Below are 15,736 nucleotides of genomic sequence, written 5' to 3' on the forward strand. Positions count from 1 at the left end.
CTTGCGTTTGAAAGATTTGGGCGGTAGGTGTTGAATCCGAGCAAACATAGACGTTCTCCTGAGCATGGGTTTATCCCTTCTTTCAGGGCGATCGCACTCCCCTCAGGATTCATGCAGGAGGTCTATTGAGGACTAGGACGTGAGGTCAGTGCGACGATATGTTAGTAGTCATCTGGCTGTCGCCCGTTGCATAGTCGTCACTGACCTTTCCTACTCTTCAGGGCAATTCCAATTTCTCCGGTATTGCCCTTGTCTACCCATAAATCCCGTTGCACGCCGACCGTTTCGAGGCTCTTCGTTGAGTTTGAGAGGTTGCTCGCGGCGGGTGAAGGGGTCGTTATGCTGATTGGATCACGCATGGGAAAAGAAAATACAAGGCACCTAGTTCAGAGAAGTTTTAAAATCCACACGTCACTTTTTCAGCAAATAAGCGAACAATAAAATCGTTAGTTCTTGTTCAAGTTCCCCCGTTTGCAGGAACTCTGGATGCTCGGTCATTGCTCCATGAATGAGTCCTCTGATTGTACGTTCAATCATAAAAATCGTTAACTCTAGATTTTTAGGCTGAAGTTGATCGCACCGTTCGGATAGAAACGATCGCAACAGATTCTCCATCTGGGCTTGATCAAACTGTCGCATCACTTCACTATGCGGAACCTGCTCATGCAGAACGCGATGCAGTTTTGGATTCACCGCATGAGCCGCCACCGCTGCTGCTACAAGCTGCCGAATCACTTCTGGAATTGAACGATCGCCAATCTCTTCTAAATGCTCCTTCGCGAGTTGCATCATTTGATTGGCATGATGTTCTGCCAATGCTAAGAGTAAAGACTCTTTGTTGGGAAAGTACTGATAGAGAGAGCCAATACTCACCCCTGCGCGTTCAGCTACCTTATTCGTGGTGAAGTGGTCGTGTCCTGCTTCGGTCAAAATGTGAGCCGTTGCCGTGAGAATTGCCTCTACAGTTGCTTGCGATCTGCTTCGCAGTTACCGCAAGGGTCGCTCTTGTTTCGGTCGTTTACGCGGGGTGGCTGAAGGCTGGGATGGCACGAGCAAGGCTCCTAGAAATGCGAGTTGTCAGGCGTTCTCGATCGCTCATAAAATATGAGTAATCATTCACATTCTATCAGAGCAGTTTCATCGCTTGTAGGACAAAAGGAATATCACTCATGCAAATTGCAATCATTGCGATGGGAAGTCGCGGCGATGTTCAACCTTATATCGCGCTCGGTAAGGGTTTGAAAGCAGCAGGGTATCGTGTGCGACTGATCACGCATGAGAACTTTGAAGGGCTAGTGAGTTTACACGAGCTAGAGTTCTGTCCAGTCAAAGGGAATGTCCAAGAATTTATGGAAACTCCAGAGATGCTGGCGTTACTAGAGCAAGGGAATTTTCTTGCGATTAACGCTCAGACCTCGAAAGCGTCTCAGCGTGCCGCGATCGATTGGGCAGCGGATAGTTTAGCTGCATGTCAGGGTGTAGATCTACTGGTCGCAGGTGTGGGAGGACTGTTCCTAAGTCTCGCCCTTGCCGAAAAACTGAAGCGACCGTTACTGCAAGCCTATCTCTTTCCGTTTACGCCAACCAAAGCCTTTCCTGCCATCCTTTTCCCTCAGTTCATCTCCAAACTGGGCGGTTCTGTGAATTGGTTGTCTCATCAGTTAGTCCGACAGATGATGTGGCAAGGATCTCGCATCGGCAATCAGTTAGCACGACAGCAGGTATTCGGCTTACCCGCTGCTCCATTTTGGGGACCCTACAACTCAGTCCATTTGCAGCGTTATCCCATTCTCTATGGCTTTAGTTCATCTGTGATTGCTCGATCGTCGGATTGGCAGAATACTCATATCACCGGGTATTGGTTTTTGGATGAAGCACCGAATTGGAGTCCACCGATCGCCCTGCTGGATTTTCTGCAAAGTAGTTCGCCGCCTGTGTACATCGGGTTTGGGAGTATGGGGAGTCGCAACCCAGAAGAAACGGCGGATTTGGTCTTAGAAGCGATCGCTTCCACGGGGCAACGCGCTATTTTGCAATCTGGTTGGGGAGGGTTAAGTAAGAGCAGGTTACCAGATACAGTTTTAATGGTGGATTCAGTTCCTCACTCATGGCTCTTCCCGCATGTGGCAGCGGTTGTTCATCACGGAGGAGCTGGAACAACCGCTGCTGGACTCAGAGCCGGGGTTCCGAGCATTGTAATTCCCTTCTTTGGCGATCAGCCTTTTTGGGGGCAGCGCCTTGCAGAATTGGGGGTTGGTCTAGACCCGATTCCGCGTAAACAACTGACTGCTGAACACCTCGCAGACGCGATCGATCGAGCTGTGACGGATCAAGCCATGCGTCAACGTGCAGCTGATTTAGGAGCCAAAATTCGAGGCGAAGATGGGATAGCTCATGCAGTCGCGATCGTAAAAGAACTTGAAACGCAGGGAGCTTTTTAAGCTGAAGGCGATCGAGTCAAGCTGCACTGGAACGTATCAACATAGTGAGTTGAAATGCAAGTTTGTCTGCATCTGGTGAGCGCAACCATTAGCCTGCTGCTCCATTGCGGGTTGCGACAAAAATTGCAAGCCTATCTATCCCTGTCTGAGATTGAACAATCACCTCTTTTTTTCATCAATAAACTCAGCTCGTGTAGCCATTACTTCATCCAAATTTTCGACAAGCCATCGATCGAGAGACTTCAAAGCTTGACCGAGTGACTGACCCAAAGGTGTAAGTTCATACTCCACATGAGGAGGAACAACCTGGAAAGCTTGCCGTTTCACTAATCCATGCTCCTCTAAGCTTCGTAGTGTTTGCGTCAACATTTTTTGAGAAATCCCCTCAATCTGTCGGAGTAGTTCATTATTGCGACGGGGTTGATCCTTCAAAGCAAACATGATCAGCAGACTCCACTTGTCAGCAATGAGGGCGAGTAAGTGTCTCGACGGGCAGGATTCTGCGAAGAGGTCTGCGACTCGTTTTTCTGTTGGTTGTTCCATAAAAGCATAGTTACTAAAAGGTGCGTACTTGTTTCCTAGTTCCTATCAACTTAAGCTACTGATGTCAACACATTAGTGGAGTGATAGATTGATGAATCCTGACAAAATCATTACTGTATTTGGTGCAACTGGAATTCAGGGAAATGCTGTTGCCAAAAGGCTTCTACAGGACGGTTGGAAAATTCGGGCGGTCACGCGAGACGCGAAATCTGCCAAAGCTCAAGCCCTTTCAGCGCTGGGTGCTGACATTGTTACAGCGGACTTTGATGATTTTGCTTCACTCGTCAATGTTCTCGAAAATAGCTATGGCGTTTACAGCGTTCAACCTGCTCTGACCACACCGGGAGATGTCGGTCAGGCAAGATGGGGGATTGCTGTTGCCGATGCAGCATGGACAACTCAAGTGCAGCATTTTGTCTATGCTTCTGCTGTCATCGATCAAGCAAAAGGAATTCCAGGATTAGGCTCAAAGCGTGCGATTGAAGAACGCATTGCCGAGTTGTCCCTTCCCGCAACCATTCTACGCCCTGTGTTTTTCATGGAAAATCTAACCACCTACTTCCCGATCCAATCGGATGTAGAACGCTTAACTCTATCCATTCCTTTTCCGCCAAACCGCAAACTTCAGATGGTTGCGGTTGCAGATATTGCTAAAGTTGCACTATCTGCATTTTCTGATCCTCAAACCTATGTTGGACAAGCAGTTGAGATTGTTGGGGATGCAATGACATTGGATGAAATGGCAGCCGCTTGGGAGAATTATGCAGGACGTAAGTGTAGTGCAATGTCTGTTCCGCTAGAGACACTAGCGCAGTTTTGGTCGCAAGGAGTACCCTTGTTTCGTTTCATTGGTGAAGGCGGTTGCGACGTGAATATTACGGTAGATTTAGAGGGGACGGCGCGGCTCTCTTTCTCGGAATGGTTGCATCGTACTGGTGCTGCCAACGCAAGCTAAAACGAGGGTTAGAGCGGACGATTGAGAGTTTTTTCGTCTAGCTTTTAGTCTCTTTTGTTACCGCTCACTTTTGCCGTTAGCTGGCTTCATTTCAGTTGCGAGGACGTAGTTATCAAATTATCTGTAGGATGCAATCATTCTTCGCATAGGGTGAAAAATTCAGGGGCAGAAAGAGTCGTGCAAAGAACCGGATTGGTGTATCAAGTTCATTCACATCGCATTGCGGGACTGAGAAACTTCACCAATTGCTCGATCGCATTTTGAATCGAACCGGGGTCAGTACTTTGGAGCAGTGCAAACGGCTGACCCGCTTCAGTTTGCACTCGGATCAATGCGGCAATGGCGAGATCGAGCTTCCAGGAAAGCTGCGATCGTGATTGTTCAGGTAAAGCGCGTTGCAATAGATCCAGACAGAGTTCAGTCGCCTGAGAAAATTCATTCTCCACCAGACTCTTGAGCGGTTCCGGCTCGATTCGACATCGCCCCATGAATTGAGCGCGAACGAGCAGAGCAGCCGGATCGCGCACTAAGAACTCCAGACAAGGCTTAAATACTGCGGTCAGGATCGCTTCCACGGATGGCACTTCCTTGTTTGCTTTCAGTTGTTCGAGCAGGGCTAATTCTTGCTCAACGACTGGGCATGCAAATCGGGCAACGACCGCACGAAATAGCTCTTCTTTCGAGCCAAAGTGATAATGAACCGCTGCCAGGTTGACTCCTGCCTCACTCACCACGTTCCGTAAAGTCGTTGCCGTAAAGCCACGCTCGGCAAACAAGCGTTCAGCCACAGTAATGATTTGTTCTTTCGTATCGATCGTTGGCGTAACCACAATTTTCGGCATCGGTTTAACGTGTATTCATTATAGTTGAGCGCCTGTTCGCGACCCGTTCTAACGATTTCAGACTTGCGCGTTGCAATTTTTTACAACATCTGTTTTAATCATATCAAACGAACGTTTGAATGAGGATTAATCAATAAAAGCGCGGTTAGATGCTCAATACAGTTTACAGAAAAGGCGTTTGATTTAAGACAATTTTTAGCAAGGATGCGCGGTTCAAATTTTAAGTAAAACGGTCGTTTGATTAATCGCCATTCACTATCGTTTATCTGAATTCGGACAACTTGTATGATGCAGAGTCAAAACGTCAAAATGAGGCTACCGCTCAAGCAGCTTGCGATCGTCGGTGCAGTGCTACTGATGGGTGGAGGAGCTTATTGGGTGGGTCGATCGCAAACCGCATCCCAACCTGTTCAACCCGTCGTCCCTCCAAAGATTGAAACCGTGACGGCTCTCGGCTATCTTGAACCGCGTGGCGAGGTCATCAAGCTATCTGCCCCAAATACGGGTGGTGGTGCGAGTCGAGTGGAGCGATTATTCGTGGAACGGGGACAGACAGTGAAAGCCGGACAGACGATCGCGGTTGTGGATAATTACGATCGCTTACAAGCTGCTCTGGTTCAGGCACAAAAGCAAGTCGCGGTGGCTCGATCGAATTTATCAGTCGTCAAAGCGGGAGCCAAACGCGGCGAAATCAACGCACAACAGTCTGAAATCGATCGACTTGAGGCACAGCGCCAGGGTGATGTTCAGGCACAACAAGCGACGGTCGCCCGATTGCAAGCAGAACTACAAAATGCTCAAACCGAAGCACAACGGAATGAAACATTATTTCAGCAAGGAGCCGTTTCAGCTTCGCTCCGAGATAGCAAAGCATTAACGCTGAAGACTGCACAGCGGAATTTAGAAGAGGCACAAGTGGTACTGCGTCGAATTCAAACCACACGATCGCCAGAGTTGGCATCTGCGGTGGCAACGCTCGATCGCATTGCTGAAGTGCGTCCGGTCGATGTCGAGGCAGCACAGGCACAGGTGGATCAAGCAATGGCAGCCGTTCAACAAACTCAGGCACAACTCGATCAAGCAACCGTTCGCGCTCCTCAAGATGGCGTGGTGCTAGAGATTCATACTCGTCCGGGTGAACTGGTTTCGAGTGACGGCATTGTTGAACTCGGACAAACGCAGCAAATGACCGCATTGTTGGAGGTGTATCAAGCAGACATCAGCAAAGTGAAGTTAGGACAATCGGTTAAACTTTCTGCGGATAATCTGCCTGATGCGCTGAGTGGAGAAGTTAATGAGATTGGGGTGCAGGTCAAACGTCAGAATGTGATTAACTCGGATACTTCTGCGAATATTGATGCCCGTGTGGTCGAAGTGCGGGTCAAGCTTGATGCCGATTCTGCTCGAAAAGTGGCTGGACTGACCAATTTGCAGGTGACAGGAGAGATTGAACGATGACTACACTGCTCCCTGAGTCGCCGAAACAATCAAAGAACGATCGCACTAAACGAAAGAATACTTGGCAAGCAGTTGTCGATCGAACTCCCCTCGGTTGGTTGCAACTGAAGAAGAGCAAATCCCGATTGATTGTTGCTGTCGCTGGAATTGGTTTTGCAGATCTCTTGATGTTTGCTCAATTAGGCATTCAAGCTGCATTGTTTGATAGTAATACGATGCTGAATCGCGGCATGGATGCAGACATCATTCTTAGGAGTGCTCAGTATCGAGATCTAAATTTAGCCGACACTTTACCGCGTCGTCGGCTGTTTCAAGTAAAAGACATTCCGGGAGTGGAATCGGCTGAGCCATTGTATGTGTCAAGGGTTGTTTGGAAAAATCCCCAGACTCGACGCAGAACGCAACTGACGATCGTAGGACAAAGTACTGCTCGACCTGCTTTCACTTTTGCAGAACTCAATCAGCAACTCGATAAGCTAAAGCAGCCCGATACTTTTTTGTTCGATCGCTTAACTCGCGGTCAGTACTCAGACGTGGTAGATCAAGTGTCAGCCGGAAAACCTGTCGAAACTGAAATCGGTCGTCGAACAATTCGGGTCGTCGGACTCTTCCCGCTCGGTGCTTCGTTCGCAACCGATGGAACATTGGTGACGAGTCCAGAAAATTTCCTGCGCTTTTTTCCGCAGCAAAACCCAGGACAAATCACTCTGGGATTAGTCAAGGTGCAGCCTGGAGTTGATAAGGAAAAGGTTCTGGCTCAAATTCAAGCAATCTTGCCGCCCGATACGATCGCATCAACTAAACAGCAATATGTAGAAGATGAGCAAGCCTATTGGCAAGAAACAACGCCGATCGGGATTGTTTTTACCTTTGGCACGATCATGGCGTTTGTCGTCGGAACTGTGATTGTGTTTCAGATTCTTTCAACTGACGTAAACGAACACATGAGCGAATATGCCACGTTCAAAGCAATGGGATATCGCGATCGTTACCTATTGCTCATTGTTCTGGAACAATCGCTGATCCTAGCATCGCTCGGTTTTATTCCCGGACTCGCACTCGCACTCGGACAATACTCGTTGATTGCGAACCTTGGTGCTTTGCCGATTTCAATGACTGTTGGGCGAATGATTCTTGTCTTTGTTTTGACAGTCGCAATGTGTACGATATCCGGCGTGATTGCAACTCGTAAACTTCAATCTGCTGACCCAGCCGATAACTTCTAGGCATAACATGACTTTAGATTCTATGGTTGCAAACAGTTCTACAGTAGCTGCATCCTCAGTAATTCGAGTAGAAGGTTTAGATCACTTTTTCGGTGCAGGTGAACTGAGAAAACAAGTTCTTTTTGAGATCAATTTGTCGATCGACGCGGGAGAGATTGTGATCCTGACAGGTCCTTCTGGCTCAGGTAAAACGACTTTGCTATCACTGATGGGCGGACTACGATCGCCACAGTCCGGTAGTCTACGAATGCTAGAGACAGAACTGGTCGGAGCGACAAAAGCCGTTGCAGTCGAAGCTCGTCGCTCTTGTGGCTATATTTTCCAAGCACACAACCTCCACACGAGCCTGACGGCTCAAGAGAACGTGATGATGGGTCTGGAAGTCCACGGCAGCTATTCACGCTCAGAACGACGCGGTCGGGCACTAAAGATGCTGGAAGTCGTGGGCTTAGAACAACGAACGCAGTACTATCCAACCGATCTGTCTGGTGGGCAAAAACAGCGAGTTGCGATCGCTCGTGCTTTGGTCAGCCATCCTCGGATCGTTTTAGCAGATGAACCCACCGCAGCACTCGATAAAAAGTCTGGTCGCGATGTGGTGGAACTGATGCAGAAACTCGCGAAAGAACAAGGCTGCACGATTTTGATGGTGACGCACGATAACCGGATTTTGGATGTTGCCGATCGCATCATCTACATGGAGGACGGGCAGTTAAGTAATCAACCTGAACCGACTGACCACTCAGTACACACGGATTAATTTGAACTGAAGGAGCAAAAAGATGGCAAAGACATGGAAGCAAAAGCTCGAAGACAAGAAGGAGCCGAAGCTTCAAATTCTAGAGAAGCCAATGTCGGGCGTTCCCGCAGGCGGCGCGTTACTCGCCCCAACTGCACAATTGGTCAAAGAATTTATCGAGATAATTCCTCCAGGTGAAGAGGTTTCCGTCACGAAACCTAGAGTTGTTAGACTTGATTCAAGAGGGAGCGATCGGACTGGTGCGGGGTGTTGAGAAGTTTGATCCAACCAAAGGCTACCGCTTCTCAACTTGTGCGTACTGGTGGATTCGTCAAGCGATCATCTCAAGCGTCATCGATCTCATCTGCGTGATGATCTTCTCGGCTGAGCGAAAAATAGAATTGATGCGGGATGTCGATTCAGATCTCGATTGCAGCAGTCATAATCCAAGTTCGGTACGCTTCTTGCGCGAAAAGCTTAAAACAACAATGTCGTAGGATTCAGCAATGTAGGATCGCAGATCGTCATCGCTCAATCCTGGATGATCGTGTCGTTGAATCCATTTCATCCCTCGCGAAGCCAGGTAAGGCGCTGGGCGAAGTCCAGGCATTTCTCGCAACATTTCGTAGGCAGTTTCAGAAGTTTTGAAGGTGATACCGGGCAACCCATTGTTGCTTAGAGCGCAAATCGCAAAGACTTTACCACCGACTTTCCAGACATCGGAGCCGCCCCATTGCACGACGTGATTTGTTGCGGGTAAACTGCTGCAAAAGCTGTTGAAATCGTCTTGTGTCATAAGCGAATCGTGAAGCAGAAAGGGATCAATTTGCAATCGGTGAAGGCTGGAGTGTGGAGCCAAGATGTGTGCTGCTTTCATTATGTCAAATGGGCAATATGAACCAAGCAGCGGAACGAACATTAGTGGAGCAAAGCTGTCAAATCTACGTTCACCAGTATCAGCTTCTTTGGTTCACTTGTGTTTGCTAGTCTGACTGTTGAGCTGCGATCGACTTTTATGTTTGGGTACTCGAACAGAATTGAATGAGAAAAACATCACTGCTGCTAGACTAGCGCTTGTGGTGGCGAATGATGACGAGATCGCCACCACAAGAATGGTAAGTCCTGAATTCCGAGCGCTTCAAGAATTAGGCGGAAAAGCAAGCGACTAATCTCGTCTTTCCGCAGTTCGAGCGATCGCATACTCTATGGCGTTACATCATCCTTAACCATTAATCTTGTGGCTCAATAGAGCAAGACGCTTATCGTCTCAATATCTGGATGAAATGCGTTCGGATGGCGAACGTATTCTTTCATGATATTGCACGATTACTGCTTTACAGCGATCGCTTAAAAATCGCAGAACTAGAAAGAATTTTTCGTGCTGCTAAGTAGATAGGTGAGATTAATCGTAAGATGCGTTTCGACTCCGCTCAACGCGCAACACCCGATTCTTCGAGGGTTGAGCGAAGTCGAAACCCAAACCCAACGAGTGGTTTAATTTGGCTCTCCTACTTAGTGTAAGTTGAAAACACATCCATGAGCATCTCGGTCTTACTTTTCTTTGAGATTTGTGAAGGAGTTACACAAGACAAACTCAGAAGAAAACTGCCGAAGAGACAATTTTTCACGACTTGCGTAACGAACTAAGAAATTTGAGTAAAAGCTGTTCGAGTTTTTCGAGCGATTGAGGTTGAGCGATTTTGCCGCAGGCGCACAAACACGCTACTTTAGATGTCTACAGGCTCTCTGATCCATCGCTAGATCTTATCGATAAATTATCATGACACACCGGGCGGATCATAATTGGGTAAGTAGATAGGTGAGATTAATCGTAAGATGCGTTTCGACTTCGCTCAACGCGCAACACCCGATTCTTCGAGGGTTGAGCGAAGTCGAAACCCAAACCCAACGAGTGGTTTAATTTGGCTCTCCTACTTAAGAACGTTACGAATGACAGCAATTCTAAATTCAGATTTTGACAGGAAGAGGAACTAAGGAGAGGATAGAGGATTCCCAGCGAGAGCCGAAACATGTAAAGCCTACCCCTAAGTTTTGCAGTGTTGCTGAACTACGTCTATGAAAGAGTTCAACAGATTGCCTTTTCGGTTCATGCTTCCATTCTAGTGCAACGTATAATTCGCTACTTCTCAAACGTCCTCCAAAATCAGGAAAGAGCCAAAATTTACGACATCCAATTTGATAAGTTTCAAAATCTCTGTTCAAACTGTACTACTTGCGCTTTAGATCCCCATCCAGTCAGTGTCTCAACGCTTAAACAAAGTGTCATTTATTTGGTAAGACGACATTTTACGTGATACTCGACACGTATGAGTGGACGGCATCGCACTTCCAGCGATCAGAAAATTTGGGAAAAGTATTTTTGGAGCTTCTCCGAATGCAGGAGAAAACTAGGACTGTCGATCGCGCGGGTGTGCAGGAAGTTGACCCGTAATTAGCTGTCGCGAATAAGAATGCTGGAGCGCAGTTAAGTTTGAGGAGTTGAGTGATTCTACGATCGTACCTCTGTGCATCACTGCAACGAAATCGGCAAGATAAGCAACCGCCGCAAGGTCATGAGTAATGAATAGATAAGACAGATGGAATTGCTGTTTCAAATCATGCAGTAATTCTAGAATCTGAGCTTGAGTGGTCATATCTAAGCTAGAAACAGGCTCATCTAGGACAATCAGCTTCGGTTTAAGCGCGATCGCTCGTGCAATTGTAACCCGCTGCAACTGTCCACCGCTAAATTGATGAGGGTATTTATCGGCATCAGCAGCCGTTAAACCTACTGTCTCTAAAAGTTGTATCGTTTGATCAATAGCTTCAGTCGTCGTAATTTTTAGATAGTTCCGTAGCGGCTCACTGATAATCGATTTAACCTTAAATCGTGGATTAACTGCGCTAAAACAATCTTGAAAGACAACTTGCATTTCACGCCGCAGCGATCGTAATTCTCGCGCTCTTAACTGATTCAGTTCTTGTCCTAAAAAATAAACTTTGCCGCAATCGGGCTGTTCTAATCCGAGTACGATTCGCCCTAACGTACTTTTTCCTGCACCGCTTTCCCCAACGACTCCCAGGCAACTCCCAGAGGCGAGATCGATCGACACATTTCGTAGAGCAGGAACAGATTGAGTCGTCCCACTCCAGCCTAACTGGAGGGAGTAGCTTTTAGAAACATTTTGCACCGATAGTAGGCTCATTTCCGTTCTCCGAGACGATTGATCAACCGAGATTCTAAAAGCGATCGAGTGTAGGGATGCCGTGGATGATCAAATAATCGATCGACACGGGTTTGCTCAACAAATTCACCATTCCACATGACTGCAACTTGATCCGCCATCTGAGCAATCACCCCTAAATCATGTGTCACTAACAGGACTGCACAGTTTGTTTGCTGCTGAAGGTGTTTGATCAGTTTCAAAATCTGCATCTGCGTGATCACATCCAGCGCAGTCGTTGGTTCATCTGCAATTAGAACCTCTGGTTCTAGGGAAAGCGCGATCGCAATCATCACCCGTTGCAGCATTCCTCCACTCAACTGAAACGGATACTGGCGCAGCACTCGTTCTGGGTCAGTCAAGCCGACAGAGAGGAGATATTCAACAGCAATCGATCGAGCAGTGGTTTGAGTCAGCGATCGATGAGCGCAAAGGGTTTCGACAAACTGCCGTTGAATCGTTGCGATCGGATTAAAGAAACTGGCAGGGTTTTGCAGAACAATCCCGATTCTTTGCCCTCGAATCTTGCGAAGTTCTGCTGTTTTGAGTCCAATGAGTTCTTGTCCTAACAGTTGAGCGCTACCGCTGACCGTTGCGCCTTGCAAGAGTCCAAGAATGGCGAGACAGGTTGCACTTTTGCCGCTTCCACTTTCGCCAATGATGCCCAAAACTTCACCCGGTTGTAGCTGAAAAGTTACGCCTCGGACAATGGAACGACCTGTGAACGCAACCTGTAACTGATTGACGATTAGAACTGCTTCAGCCATTTTCTAGTTTTGTTTTTAAGGTTTCTACTTTCATCTGTTGCTCCATTCGAGGGTCAAGCACATCCCGCAACACATCCCCAACCAGATTAAATGCTAAGGTTGTGAGAAAGAGCATCAATCCTGGATACAGCATTAATTCGGGCTGACGGCGAAAGTACTCCCGCCCATCGTTGATCATTGCGCCCCATTCGGGTGTCGGGGGTTGAATCCCTAGTCCCAGGAAAGATAAGCCCGCAATGTGTAGCACAATATGACTAATATCAAGCGTTGCTAACACGGTAAGCTCGATCAGCGTGTACGGTAGAATATGCCGGATCATAATCGGTAAAGCACTCGTGCCGGATACGATCGCGGCTTGAACAAAATTACTTTCTTTGACGCTCAAGACGCGACTCCGAACAATCCGCGCATAGCCTGCCCAGTGGGTTGCCACCAGCGCAAGAATTAAGTTACCAATCCCGCCGCCGAGTGTTCCGACGATCGCAAGCGACAAAATCAGCGATGGAAACGCAAGAAACACATCGCACACCCGCATCAGCCAGCTATCCACTTTACCGCCTATATAGCCTGCCACTAAGCCCACCAACAAACTGATCGAAGTGGTAAAAATGACAACAATGAGCGAAATAGAGAGTGAAGCTTGTCCTCCATAGATTAAGCGAGACAAAATGCAGCGCCCTAGATGATCGGTTCCCAAAGGAAACTCTGGGCTTGGAGGTCGAAGTTTTTTCATTAAATCGACGACCAAGGGATCATGCGGTGCAATTTGTGGGGCAAATAGAGAGATCAGAAGGACGATCGCGATTAAGCTGAGACCGAACCAGGCTAATTTACGATCGAGCAATTTTTGCAAAATAGACATCATTAAAGCTCCTGTTTGCCGAAACGAATGCGCGGATCGAAATAGCTGTAGGTCAAGTCGATCGCGAAGTTCACGACGACAAATAGCACTGCGGTTAGACAGACATAGCACTGAATCATCGGATAATCTCGATTCAAAATCGATTGCACTGCAAACCGTCCTAATCCGGGCAATGCAAAGACATTCTCGACCACAACTGTTCCTGCTAAAAGATGAGCAAAACTTAAACCAAATACTGTCACGATCGGTAACAGCGCATTTTTCAAGGCATATTGCAGCACGACGAGGCGTTCTGAGAGTCCTCTGGCTCTCGCATACAGCACATAGTTCTGATTCAGGCTTTCTAACATACTCCCGCGTAGCAGCCGCGCATAAACCGCAGAAGGAGCAAATGCTAAAGTCATTGACGGTAACACCCAATCCACGATCGATCCGCGACTCGTAATCGGAAACCAGCCTAGTTTGAAGCTAAACACATACAGCAGCAAAAATCCAAGCCAGAAGCTAGGCATTGATACGCCAGTGTAAGCAAACAACCGACTGATTTGATCGAAAATGGTATCCCGATACAAAGCGGCTAAAATTCCTATCGGCAAACTCACCACAAAGATCAAGATCGTTGTGCAGAACATCAACATCAATGTTGTCGGAATATAGTTCACTACTTCCTGTAGCACAGGTTTGCCCGTCACAAAAGACCGCCCAAAATCTAATCTGATAACGTGCCAGAGCCAGTCTAGATATTGAATTACGGGCGGGCGATTGAGTCCGAGTTTTTCTCGCATTGCTGCGATCGCTTCGGGAGTCGTTGGAGTTTCAGCAGCCCGAAGCACAACCACAGCGGGATCACTCGGCATGAGTTGAAGTAAGAGAAATGCAACGATCGAGATGCCGAGTAGGACTGGAATCAGTTGCAGGCTACGTCTAAAAACGTAGTGATTAGTAAGTTTCACGGGATTTGCTGGAAGTAGGGTTAAGACTTGCTGAGTTTGTTAATGGGAACTTGGTACGCTTGGGGCATGAACTCGAAGCCGGACAGATTCTTGTGTAGCACCGCAATATTTGTAGAGTAGGAAATGGGGAGATAGACAGCTTGCTGATGCAGCGTCGTGAGAATATCTCGATAAAGCTGTTGACGTTGGGCGCTCTGGGTTGTTCGTAGCACTTCCCCAATTTTACGATCGAGATCTGCTTTCATCGGGAGTCCTGTCTGTGCGGCATAGTCTGCATGACTTGGAACTCGCATAGAAGAAACCATCGCTTGAGGCTCGTAAGGCGGTCCCCAGGTCTCGTTAAAGATGAGATGAAACTCTCCTGTGGATTGGCGCTCTCTCCAGGATTGCTTTTCTTCACCGAGTAACTTCACTTCAATTCCTACAGTTTTAAGATCGGATTGAATGGCTTCCGCGATCGCACGATCGACTTTGTTATCTCCGCTAAACGATAGGTCAAGTACCAAGGGCTGACCGTCTTTCTGACGAATCGTTTGTCCTGCGGCTTGCTTCCATCCCGCTTGATCGAGGAGTACTTTTGCTCGATCGACATCGTAGAGATAAGGTTGCAATCCTACATCAGCATAAGGGACTTCTTTTGAAAAATAAGTCTCTGCTTTCTGCTCGGTGTTGTAGAAGATCGCTGAGATAATGGCATCTTTGTTAACACTATGCTGAATGGCTTGGCGAACTTTGAGATCTTTTGTCGCTCCTCGATTGGAATTGATTGCCAGCGCCCTTGTACTCAAAGGAGGCGATACTTCTGCCAGGTATTGACCAGAATCGCGCAACTGTCGGAATGAATCCAGGCTAATTTCATCACTTCCATAGATCAAATCGACTTCGTTTCTTTCAAATGCCAACACTCGCGTTTCACTATCTGGGACGATTTTGACGGTAACTTGCTCTAGTGCAGGTTTTTGTCCCCAGTAAGTTTCATTGCGCTTAAAGACAGCATAGGTATCTTTTCGATAGTCCGCGAGTATCCAAGGTCCTGTTCCAATCGGAGCTTTGATTCCTTGAGCAGTGGTTCCACTCTCTGGAAATGCTTTAGGCGATAGAAAGCGAACTGGGCGAATTAAAGTCAGTTCTTGTAGAACTGGATAGTAAGGCGTTTTCAAAAAGAGTTGCAATGTGCGATCGCCTAAAGCTTCAACTCGATCAATAGCTTGCACTAACTCTAGCCAGTCATGTTCTTTCCGGTTTTGCAAAATTTGCTCGAAATTAGCTTTCGCAGCAACCGCATTGAATGGAGTCCCGTCTGAAAACTGAACGCCTTGACGGAGTTGGAATGTGACCACTTTCCCGTCAGGTGACATTTTCCAACTTTCTGCCAGTGCAGGCTGAATTCTGCCTCCTCGATCGTAAGTTACAAGCGGCTCATAGACCAGATCCTGAGCAAACATCTGACTCGGACCATATCGATGAGGATTAAGCGATCCGACATCTTGCGACCAGGAGAAAGTAAGCTGAGTGGTTGACGATCGAGGACTGGGTTGAGTACAGCTTGGTAACATGACCAAGCAGGCAGCGATGATAGCTAGTAAACTGTTCAGAAAAGGTTTTCTCATAAAAGAGCGATCGCTAAATTGATGCTGCATTGTGACTCTGTGTGGCTCTGTTTCAGCATGAGATGGAATAAATCTGCTTTGAAGGAAGGTGCAAGCTTGCCAAGAGTATCACTCCA

At 47.5% G+C, this 15,736-nt stretch carries 16 protein-coding genes and 1 pseudogene; 8 read left to right on the forward strand and 9 right to left on the reverse strand.

Annotation, left to right across the window (positions count from 1 at the left end):
* Positions 1-411: 411 nt before the first annotated feature.
* Positions 412-987: a TetR/AcrR family transcriptional regulator gene (locus tag ACQ4M5_RS33060; RefSeq protein WP_430680125.1), complete on the reverse strand. Its 576-nt coding sequence runs from the start codon at positions 985-987 to the stop codon at positions 412-414.
* Between the two features lie 182 nt (positions 988-1,169).
* On the opposite strand from ACQ4M5_RS33060, the gene ACQ4M5_RS33065 reads away from it, so the two are divergent.
* Positions 1,170-2,441 carry a glycosyltransferase gene (locus ACQ4M5_RS33065; RefSeq protein ID WP_430680066.1) on the forward strand — a complete coding sequence of 424 codons (1,272 nt, stop codon included), beginning with the start codon at positions 1,170-1,172 and terminating at the stop codon, positions 2,439-2,441.
* 159 nt (positions 2,442-2,600) lie between these two features.
* Here the strand turns inward: ACQ4M5_RS33065 and ACQ4M5_RS33070 are convergent, their stop codons facing one another.
* Complete coding sequence (locus ACQ4M5_RS33070; RefSeq protein WP_430680067.1) at positions 2,601-2,984, reverse strand: winged helix-turn-helix transcriptional regulator; 384 nt, start codon at positions 2,982-2,984, stop codon at positions 2,601-2,603.
* Positions 2,985-3,075: 91 nt separating this feature from the next.
* Between ACQ4M5_RS33070 and ACQ4M5_RS33075 the strand changes: the two genes are divergently transcribed.
* On the forward strand, positions 3,076-3,939 hold the full coding sequence (locus ACQ4M5_RS33075) for an NmrA/HSCARG family protein (protein ID WP_430680068.1): 864 nt from the start codon (positions 3,076-3,078) through the stop codon (positions 3,937-3,939).
* Positions 3,940-4,145: 206 nt separating this feature from the next.
* Here ACQ4M5_RS33075 and ACQ4M5_RS33080 read toward each other — a convergent pair whose 3' ends face one another.
* Positions 4,146-4,781 carry a TetR/AcrR family transcriptional regulator gene (locus ACQ4M5_RS33080; protein ID WP_430680069.1) on the reverse strand — a complete coding sequence of 212 codons (636 nt, stop codon included), beginning with the start codon at positions 4,779-4,781 and terminating at the stop codon, positions 4,146-4,148.
* Positions 4,782-5,066: 285 nt separating this feature from the next.
* On the opposite strand from ACQ4M5_RS33080, the gene ACQ4M5_RS33085 reads away from it, so the two are divergent.
* The 5 genes and pseudogenes from ACQ4M5_RS33085 to ACQ4M5_RS33105 form a co-directional block, all read left to right on the forward strand.
* Positions 5,067-6,239 (forward strand): ABC exporter membrane fusion protein, encoded by a 1,173-nt coding sequence (locus tag ACQ4M5_RS33085; RefSeq protein ID WP_430680070.1) that lies wholly within the window; start codon positions 5,067-5,069, stop codon positions 6,237-6,239.
* Positions 6,236-7,465, forward strand: a complete 1,230-nt coding sequence (devC, locus tag ACQ4M5_RS33090; RefSeq protein ID WP_430680071.1) for an ABC transporter permease DevC — start codon at positions 6,236-6,238, stop codon at positions 7,463-7,465. The genes ACQ4M5_RS33085 and devC overlap by 4 nt, the downstream gene beginning before the upstream one ends.
* A 7-nt stretch (positions 7,466-7,472) precedes the next feature.
* Positions 7,473-8,225 carry a DevA family ABC transporter ATP-binding protein gene (locus tag ACQ4M5_RS33095; RefSeq protein WP_430680072.1) on the forward strand — a complete coding sequence of 251 codons (753 nt, stop codon included), beginning with the start codon at positions 7,473-7,475 and terminating at the stop codon, positions 8,223-8,225.
* Positions 8,226-8,247: 22 nt separating this feature from the next.
* Positions 8,248-8,478: a hypothetical protein gene (locus ACQ4M5_RS33100; RefSeq protein ID WP_430680073.1), complete on the forward strand. Its 231-nt coding sequence runs from the start codon at positions 8,248-8,250 to the stop codon at positions 8,476-8,478.
* Positions 8,423-8,557: pseudogene (locus tag ACQ4M5_RS33105) on the forward strand (sigma factor); the annotation flags it as partial. The gene ACQ4M5_RS33100 and the pseudogene ACQ4M5_RS33105, both read left to right, overlap by 56 nt.
* A gap of 86 nt (positions 8,558-8,643) precedes the next feature.
* Here ACQ4M5_RS33105 and ACQ4M5_RS33110 read toward each other — a convergent pair.
* On the reverse strand, positions 8,644-9,081 hold the full coding sequence (locus tag ACQ4M5_RS33110; RefSeq protein ID WP_430680074.1) for an MmcQ/YjbR family DNA-binding protein: 438 nt from the start codon (positions 9,079-9,081) through the stop codon (positions 8,644-8,646).
* Between the two features lie 142 nt (positions 9,082-9,223).
* Here ACQ4M5_RS33110 and ACQ4M5_RS33115 point away from each other — a divergent pair, with 142 nt between their 5' ends.
* Complete coding sequence (locus ACQ4M5_RS33115) at positions 9,224-9,373, forward strand: hypothetical protein (protein ID WP_430680075.1); 150 nt, start codon at positions 9,224-9,226, stop codon at positions 9,371-9,373.
* Positions 9,374-10,612: 1,239 nt separating this feature from the next.
* On the opposite strand, the gene ACQ4M5_RS33120 is transcribed toward ACQ4M5_RS33115, so the two are convergent.
* From ACQ4M5_RS33120 to nikA, 5 genes are read right to left on the reverse strand one after another with little or no spacing between them, the layout of a single operon-like run.
* Entirely contained in the window at positions 10,613-11,410 is a 798-nt protein-coding gene (locus ACQ4M5_RS33120; RefSeq protein ID WP_430680076.1) for an ABC transporter ATP-binding protein, read from the reverse strand.
* Complete coding sequence (locus tag ACQ4M5_RS33125) at positions 11,407-12,195, reverse strand: ABC transporter ATP-binding protein (RefSeq protein ID WP_430680077.1); 789 nt, start codon at positions 12,193-12,195, stop codon at positions 11,407-11,409. Before ACQ4M5_RS33125 ends, ACQ4M5_RS33120 begins: the two co-directional genes overlap by 4 nt.
* Positions 12,188-13,057: a nickel ABC transporter permease subunit NikC gene (gene nikC, locus ACQ4M5_RS33130; protein ID WP_430680078.1), complete on the reverse strand. Its 870-nt coding sequence runs from the start codon at positions 13,055-13,057 to the stop codon at positions 12,188-12,190. Before nikC ends, ACQ4M5_RS33125 begins: the two co-directional genes overlap by 8 nt.
* Before the next feature lie 2 nt (positions 13,058-13,059).
* Positions 13,060-14,010, reverse strand: coding sequence for a nickel ABC transporter permease (gene nikB, locus ACQ4M5_RS33135; RefSeq protein ID WP_430680079.1), 951 nt, complete (start codon positions 14,008-14,010; stop codon positions 13,060-13,062).
* Between the two features lie 20 nt (positions 14,011-14,030).
* A complete protein-coding gene (gene nikA / locus ACQ4M5_RS33140) occupies positions 14,031-15,650 on the reverse strand; it encodes a nickel ABC transporter substrate-binding protein (protein ID WP_430680080.1) in 1,620 nt (539 codons plus the stop codon).
* Positions 15,651-15,736: the final 86 nt, after the last annotated feature.

This window comes from Leptolyngbya sp. AN10 (genome assembly GCF_050565645.1).
Taxonomy (GTDB): Bacteria; Cyanobacteriota; Cyanobacteriia; order Leptolyngbyales; family Leptolyngbyaceae; genus Leptolyngbya.

Excerpts from the sequence above, each read along its gene's own strand:
- nikC (WP_430680078.1), bottom strand. The coding sequence starts at position 13,057 with ATGTCTATTTTGCAAAAATTGCTCGATCGTAAATTAGCCTGGTTCGGT.
- ACQ4M5_RS33120 (WP_430680076.1), bottom strand. The coding sequence starts at position 11,410 with ATGAGCCTACTATCGGTGCAAAATGTTTCTAAAAGCTACTCCCTCCAG.
- ACQ4M5_RS33070 (WP_430680067.1), bottom strand. The coding sequence starts at position 2,984 with ATGGAACAACCAACAGAAAAACGAGTCGCAGACCTCTTCGCAGAATCC.
- nikA (WP_430680080.1), bottom strand. The coding sequence starts at position 15,650 with ATGCAGCATCAATTTAGCGATCGCTCTTTTATGAGAAAACCTTTTCTG.
- ACQ4M5_RS33095 (WP_430680072.1), top strand. The coding sequence starts at position 7,473 with ATGACTTTAGATTCTATGGTTGCAAACAGTTCTACAGTAGCTGCATCC.
- ACQ4M5_RS33110 (WP_430680074.1), bottom strand. The coding sequence starts at position 9,081 with ATGAAAGCAGCACACATCTTGGCTCCACACTCCAGCCTTCACCGATTG.
- ACQ4M5_RS33125 (WP_430680077.1), bottom strand. The coding sequence starts at position 12,195 with ATGGCTGAAGCAGTTCTAATCGTCAATCAGTTACAGGTTGCGTTCACA.
- ACQ4M5_RS33075 (WP_430680068.1), top strand. The coding sequence starts at position 3,076 with ATGAATCCTGACAAAATCATTACTGTATTTGGTGCAACTGGAATTCAG.
- ACQ4M5_RS33080 (WP_430680069.1), bottom strand. The coding sequence starts at position 4,781 with ATGCCGAAAATTGTGGTTACGCCAACGATCGATACGAAAGAACAAATC.
- devC (WP_430680071.1), top strand. The coding sequence starts at position 6,236 with ATGACTACACTGCTCCCTGAGTCGCCGAAACAATCAAAGAACGATCGC.
- ACQ4M5_RS33065 (WP_430680066.1), top strand. The coding sequence starts at position 1,170 with ATGCAAATTGCAATCATTGCGATGGGAAGTCGCGGCGATGTTCAACCT.
- ACQ4M5_RS33100 (WP_430680073.1), top strand. The coding sequence starts at position 8,248 with ATGGCAAAGACATGGAAGCAAAAGCTCGAAGACAAGAAGGAGCCGAAG.
- ACQ4M5_RS33085 (WP_430680070.1), top strand. The coding sequence starts at position 5,067 with ATGATGCAGAGTCAAAACGTCAAAATGAGGCTACCGCTCAAGCAGCTT.